We start from the raw sequence: 6,088 nt of genomic DNA, 5'->3' as shown, positions 1-6,088 counted from the left end.
TGCGCCGCATGCCCGCCACCACCTGGAACAAGCAGGAGCCCACCTGGAGGGAGGGGGCGCCCGCCGTCATCGGGGCGGCTCTCAAACGCGCGCTCGCGCGGCCGTCGGGCAACTGGTTCGTGCTGGCCGCGAGTACCGAGGTGCGTGCGGACCGGCCGTTCGGGCGCGTCGTCGCGGGAACCGAGCTGGTCGCCTGGCGCACCCCGGACGGGACCGCGCACGCGGGGCCCGGTGCCTGCCCCCACCTGGGGGCGCCGCTGTGCCGGGGCGCGGTGGACTCCGGACGCCTGGTGTGCCGGTGGCACGGGTTGTCGCTGGGGGAGGAGGGCTTCCCCGGGTGGTCCCCCCACCCGGTGCACGACGACGGCGTGCTGGTGTGGGTGCGCCTGGACCGGGAGGGTGGTGAGGAACCCCTGGAGGAGCCGGTGGTTCCCGAGCGTCCCGACGCGGCCGGGAGCCTGACCGCGGTGGAGAGTTTGGCCGGTCGGTGCGAACCCGAGGACGTGGTGGCCAACCGTCTCGATCCCTGGCACGGCTCGTGGTTCCACCCCTACTCGTTCGTGGGGCTGAAGGTGACCGAGGTGCCGGAGGGGGCCGACCCGGACCCGGACCGGATGGTGGTGGACGTGGGTTTCCGGGTGGCGGGCAGGTGGGGTGTGCCGGTGCGCGCGGAGTTCCACTGCCCGGAACCGCGCACGGTGGTCATGCGCATCATCGAGGGCGAGGGCCGGGGCAGCGTGGTGGAGACGCACGCCACCCCGCTGGGCGTGGACGGGAACGGGGTGCCGCGCACGGCGGTCATCGAGGCCACGGTCGCCAGCTCGGAGAGGACCGGGTTCGCGGTGGCCCGGAAGGTGGCCGGGGCGGTGCTGCGGCCCGCCATGCGGATGACCGCCCGGCGCCTGTGGAGGGACGACCTGGCGTACGCGGAGCGCCGCTACCTGCTCAGGAGCACCGGCCGCTGGCCCGGCTGAGGCCTCCCCCGGGGATCACCGGCGCGTCGAGCGCCGTCCCGGGGGTCGCGCGGCGGGACTCCCGCGAGGACGCGGGCGCGGAACCACCGTTCAGGACGCGCCCGCACGACGGGTCCTCCGACCCGTCAGCGGGAGCGCGGCGTCCGCCGGGCCCAGCGGGCGAGGGCCCGCAGCGGCGCCGACCTCCCCCGCCGGGGCACGGTCCACACCGTGTGACCCGGCCGCCCCCACCGCGCCAGCAGCGCGTTGGCGGCGAGGAAGCCGCTGGTGGCGGCGCGTTCCATCAGGGCCACGGGCAGGTCCGTGCGCACGTGGTCGCCCGCCATCACCACGAACGGGTCGGGGGTGACCACGCCGCACCGTTCCCCGTGGCTTCCGGGAGCGAACAGCGGGCAGTCCGCGCGCAGCTCGTGCCGGGAGTCCACCGCCCGGGCCTCACGCAGCTCCGGGTAGACGGCCTCGGCCTGGTCCCACAGCCTGTGCCGCTCGTACTCGGGGTGGCACCCCTCCTCCAGCGAGTACGCGTGCAGCTCCACCACGGATCCCCCGGTACGCCGCGTCCACTCGTAGGCCTCGTCCTCGTAGCGTTCCAGCACGCTGACGTTGTCCAGCGTGGGGTGGCCCGCCGTTCCCAGGAATGCGGGCCGGTGCGGGCGCACCGGCCGGTCCAGCCAGTAGCGCGACACCAGGAACGGGGGAGCCGTCCGCACGCGCGACACCCGGTCGCGCCATCCGGGCTCGCCCAGCTCCGGCGAGTGCGCCACCAGGCCCCGGGCCCCGGCGGGGTCGGCGGCGAGCACCACGGCGTCGAAGTCCTCCTCCGGCTCCTCGGCGCGTACCGCGAACCGGCGCTCCCGGCCCCGGCGCACCTCCTCCACCGCGACACCGGTCCGCAGCCGGACCCCGTGCTTGGCCAGGTGGCGCTCCAGGGGGTCCCACAGGGCCTGCGGGAACGGTGATCCCGGTACGTCGAACACCAGCCCCTCGGACGAACCGAGGAAGTAGACGTGGAACATCACCGCCAGCTCGGCGGCCGACATGCTCCCCGGGTCGGCGAAGAAGCTGCGGCTGAACACCTCGAAGGCCAGGTGCCGGGCCGTGGGCGGGAAGCGCACCGCGTCCAGGAAGGAGTCGGCGCTGAGGTGGTCGAGGCGCCCGTACACGCCGGGCACGTCCACGTCGAGCAGTTGCAGGGCGGCGGGCACGTTGACCCGCGCCAGGTCGCGCGGCGGGAAGCTCGGGCTGGTCACCGCCATGGCGGCCGCGTTCCACGGCGGGGTCGCGGGCAGCCCCGAGAAGCGGTCGCGCGGACCGTTCCGGTGCGTCAGCGGGTAGTCGGTGAGCGGGACCAGGCAGCCGAGCCCGGGGTCCGCGCGGCGCAGCAGGGCGCGCAGGTTGTAGTACTGCCGGAAGAACGCGTGGAACCCCCGGGACATGGTCGCCGACGACCCGTCCGTGAGCGTCGTGGCCCAGCCGCGCAGCCGTCCGCCGAGCGAGGGCTCGCGCTCGAACACCGTCACGTCCACGTCCCGCTCGACCAGCGCGCAGGCCGCCGCGAGTCCGGCGATGCCGCCGCCGACCACGGCCACACGGGGCACGCCGTCGGTGCGCGGTCCCAGCGGCGGCGCGGGCTCGACGGCCTCGGCCAGCGGATCACGGACGTCCCGGGGCCGGTCGGCGGCACGGGCGCGGTCAGCGGTCATCGGCGGGTTCCTCCGGCGTGGGGAGCGGACGCGGACCGGGCTCCCCCGGGGGGTGCGGAGCCCGCTCACCCGCGCCCGGCGGGTCCTGTCCGGACGGTCCCCGGTCGGGTGGCCGCCGACCGGCGAAGGTGTGCGTGATCCCGTGCTGCCAGCCCGGCAGAGGGGCACTGGCCACCGACTCCAGACCCGCACGGCGCATCCGCTCCAACAGGGCGCCGCGGCCGTCGAACTCCAGGACGCTGCGCCACAGGTAGCGGAACAGGTCGGCGCGTCCGGTCAGCACCCGCCCCGCGGGGATCACCACCCCCCAGCACACCGCCGACCACACCGCCCGCGCCGCCGCCGAGTCGGCCACGGAGTACTCGTGGAGGACGATCCGCCCCCCGGGTCGCAGCAGGGCGCGCACGGACGAGAGCAGGGCGTCGGGATCGGGGCAGTTGCGGATCAGGTAGGCGCCGAACACCGCGTCCACCGGCCCGCCCAGATGCTCGGCGGCCCAGTCGGGGGTCAGCTCCTCGGCCCGCGCCTGGTGGAAGGAGACTCCGGCCGGCCAGCGCTTGGCGCGGGCCGCGTCCAACATTCCGCGCGAGGCGTCCACGCCCGCGATCCGGGCCCGGGGCAGGGCGTGCAGCAGGGCGGCGGTGGAGGCCCCCGTGCCGCAGCCGAGGTCGAGCAGGCGCAGTCCCGAGCCCCGGCCGGGCAGCCCCAGACGCCGTGCGGAGATCCGCAGGTGGGCGTGGTAACCGGGGTTGGCGGCCACGAGCCGGTCGTAGGCCTCGGAGGCGTGGTCGAACTCGTCGGTGACCGCGCCGTCCTTCATCTCGCACGTCGTGGTGTCCACGGGCTCCTCTCCGAGCGGGTGTCGGCATGCGTGCGCGGGCCCTCCGATGCATGCTGGGAGGCATGGCCGACTACGACGTGGCGATCATCGGCGGGGGCGCCGCTGGGCTCACCCTGACCCACCAGCTCAGCGGGGTCAACGACCGACGTGGCCGGCCGCTGCGCGTCGCCCTCGTGGAGCCGCCGCCGGGTCCCCACACCCCGCCGCCGCGCACGTGGTGCTTCTGGGAACCCGACGGGGGTCCCTGGGACCACCTCCTGGCCGCACGCTGGGAGCGCCTGTCCGTTCTGGGGCCCGACGGGACCGTCCACTCCTCCTCCGCCGCGCCCTACGTGTACAAGATGCTGAGGTCGGCCGACGTGGACGCGCACGTGCGGGCCACGGCGGGTGGGGACGTGGACCCGCTTCCGCTGCTGGTCACCGGGGTCCGCGACGGAGAGGGGCACGCCGTGGTGGAGGGTGCGGAACCCGGCGGGGGACGGCGTTCCCTGACCGCCGCGTGGGTGTTCGACTCACGTCCGGCCCGGCCCGTCCCGCGCGGACGCACGCACCTGCTCCAGCACTTCCGCGGCTGGTTCGTGCGCACGTCCGCCGACGCCTTCGACCCCGGGGCGGCCCTGCTGATGGACCTGCGCCCTCCCCAGCCCGCCCACGGCGTGGCCTTCGGCTACGTGCTGCCGCTGTCGGCTCGCGAGGCGCTGGTGGAGTACACCGAGTTCGGCCGCGAGGCGCTGACCACGGCCGGGTACGAGCGCGCGCTCAGGGACTACTGCGGTCTGCTGGGGCTGGGGGAGTGGGAGGTGACGGCGGCCGAACAGGGCGTCATCCCGATGACCGACGCCCGCTTCCGGACCCGCGTGGGGCGGCGCGTGTTCCGGGTGGGCACCGCGGGAGGCGCCACCCGGCCCTCGACCGGGTACACGTTCAGCGGTGTGCGGCGCCAGGCGGCCGCCGTGGCGCGGGCGCTGGCGGAGGGGCGCGTCCCGGTTCCTCCGGTACCGTACCGACGCCGCCACCTGGCGATGGACGCGGTCATGCTGCGGGCCCTGGACACCGGCCGGGTCGGGGGCGCGGAGTTCTTCGCCGGGCTGTTCGGGGCCAACCGCCTCGGGGACGTCCTGGCCTTCCTCGACGGGGGATCGTCACTGCGCCGGGAGTTGGCGATGGGCCTGAGCACGCCCGTCGCGGCCATGTCGCTGACCACGGCGGACCAGCTGTGGTACTCGCTGGTCGGAGGACGCGGGCGGGGGGCCGTCAGTCCGGCACCGGTACCCGCACGGCGTCGGTGAGCGTGAACGGGCCGCCACCGTGCCGCGCCCGCGCGGAGCTTCTCCCGGGAGGAGTTCCGCCCGGTCGGCGTCCACACGCCCGGCGGGCCGCCGCCCACCGTCCGCGGGGCCGGGCGCATCGAACACGGCTCCCCGGGCGTTGCGGCTTGTGACGCGCACCGCGTGCGTAGAACCTTGGCGGGGAGAGCGGCGGAGGGGAAGCAGCATGGACCTGGACACCACACATCCGGCCGACCGCCGTTCCATCGTGGTCCACCGTGCCGGTGCCGGACCCGCCGGGGGCGGGGCGGCGGGCCTCGGCACGGCCGGAGCGGCGGGATGACCCGGACCGCCCTGGTCACCGGGGCCACCGGCTACGTCGGCGGGCGCCTGGTGCCCGAGCTGCTCGCGGCCGGGTACCGCGTCCGCTGCCTGGCGCGCACCCCGGAGAAGCTGCGCGACCACCCCTGGCGCGACCGCGTGGAGGCGGTGCGGGGCGACGTCGTCAGCGGCGAGGGACTCGCCGAGGCGTTCGAGGGCGCCGACACCGCCTACTACCTGGTGCACTCGATGTCCGGCGGGCGCGACTTCGCCGACACCGACGCCGAGGCCGCGCGCAACGTCGCGCGCGCGGCGGCGGAGGCGGGCACGTCCCGGCTGGTCTACCTGGGCGGCCTCGCGCCGGAGGGGGTCCGCCTGTCGCCGCACATGGCCTCGCGCGAGGAGGTCGGCCGGATCCTGCTGGAGTCGGGCGTGCCCACCGCCGTGCTGCGCGCGGCGGTCGTCCTCGGTTCCGGTTCGGCCTCCTTCGAGATGCTGCGCCACCTCACCGAGCGCCTGCCGGTGATGACCACGCCCCGCTGGGTGCGCAGCCGCGTGCAGCCCGTCGCCGTGCGCGACGTGCTGCGGCTGCTGGTGGAGGCGGCCGAGCTGCCCGACGGGGTGAACCGGGCCTTCGACATCGGGGGCCCGGAGGTGCTCAGCTACGCCGAGATGATCCAGCGCTTCGCCCGGGTCGCGGGGATCACCAGGCGGCTGATCATTCCGGTCCCGGTTCTTTCGCCGGGCCTGTCGAGCCTGTGGGTGGGGCTGGTGACCCCGGTCCCGCCAGCGGTCGCCCGGCCGCTGGTGGAGTCGCTGCGGCACGACGCGGTGACCGGCGAGGACGACCTGTCCGTGCTGCTGGGGGATCACGACAGGATCGGCTTCGACCGGGCCGTGGAGCTGGCGCTGCGCCGGGTCGACGAGTCCCGCGTGGACACCCGGTGGTCCTCGGCGGGCTGGCCGAGCGCCCCGTCCGAC

4 protein-coding genes and 1 pseudogene (1 of these 5 running past the window's edge) are annotated in these 6,088 nt (G+C 75.8%); 3 read left to right on the top strand and 2 right to left on the bottom strand.

Annotated features, from left to right (window positions below):
• The coding region (locus D455_RS0114720; RefSeq protein ID WP_026122637.1) for a DUF5914 domain-containing protein at positions 1-974 on the top strand (974 nt) is incomplete at its 5' end.
• A 125-nt stretch (positions 975-1,099) separates the two neighbouring features.
• Here the strand turns inward: D455_RS0114720 and D455_RS0114715 are convergent.
• On the bottom strand, positions 1,100-2,677 hold the full coding sequence (locus D455_RS0114715) for an FAD-dependent oxidoreductase (protein ID WP_017571476.1): 1,578 nt from the start codon (positions 2,675-2,677) through the stop codon (positions 1,100-1,102).
• On the bottom strand, positions 2,667-3,518 hold the full coding sequence (locus tag D455_RS0114710; protein WP_017571475.1) for a class I SAM-dependent methyltransferase: 852 nt from the start codon (positions 3,516-3,518) through the stop codon (positions 2,667-2,669). Before D455_RS0114710 ends, D455_RS0114715 begins: the two co-directional genes overlap by 11 nt.
• Before the next feature lie 62 nt (positions 3,519-3,580).
• Here D455_RS0114710 and D455_RS0114705 point away from each other — a divergent pair, with 62 nt between their 5' ends.
• Positions 3,581-4,807, top strand: a complete 1,227-nt coding sequence (locus tag D455_RS0114705) for a lycopene cyclase family protein (RefSeq protein WP_017571474.1) — start codon at positions 3,581-3,583, stop codon at positions 4,805-4,807.
• 318 nt (positions 4,808-5,125) lie between these two features.
• Positions 5,126-6,088, top strand: a pseudogene (locus D455_RS30500) (SDR family oxidoreductase); it runs 482 nt beyond the window's last position.

It is taken from the genome of Nocardiopsis halotolerans DSM 44410 (assembly GCF_000341065.1).
Lineage (GTDB): Bacteria > Actinomycetota > Actinomycetes > Streptosporangiales > Streptosporangiaceae > Nocardiopsis > Nocardiopsis halotolerans.
The sequence above is the reverse complement of the archived record's forward strand: the minus strand, read 5'-3'. Positions and strand labels throughout refer to the sequence as shown.

Excerpts from the sequence above, each read along its gene's own strand:
- D455_RS0114705 (WP_017571474.1), top strand. The coding sequence starts at position 3,581 with ATGGCCGACTACGACGTGGCGATCATCGGCGGGGGCGCCGCTGGGCTC.
- D455_RS0114715 (WP_017571476.1), bottom strand. The coding sequence starts at position 2,677 with ATGACCGCTGACCGCGCCCGTGCCGCCGACCGGCCCCGGGACGTCCGT.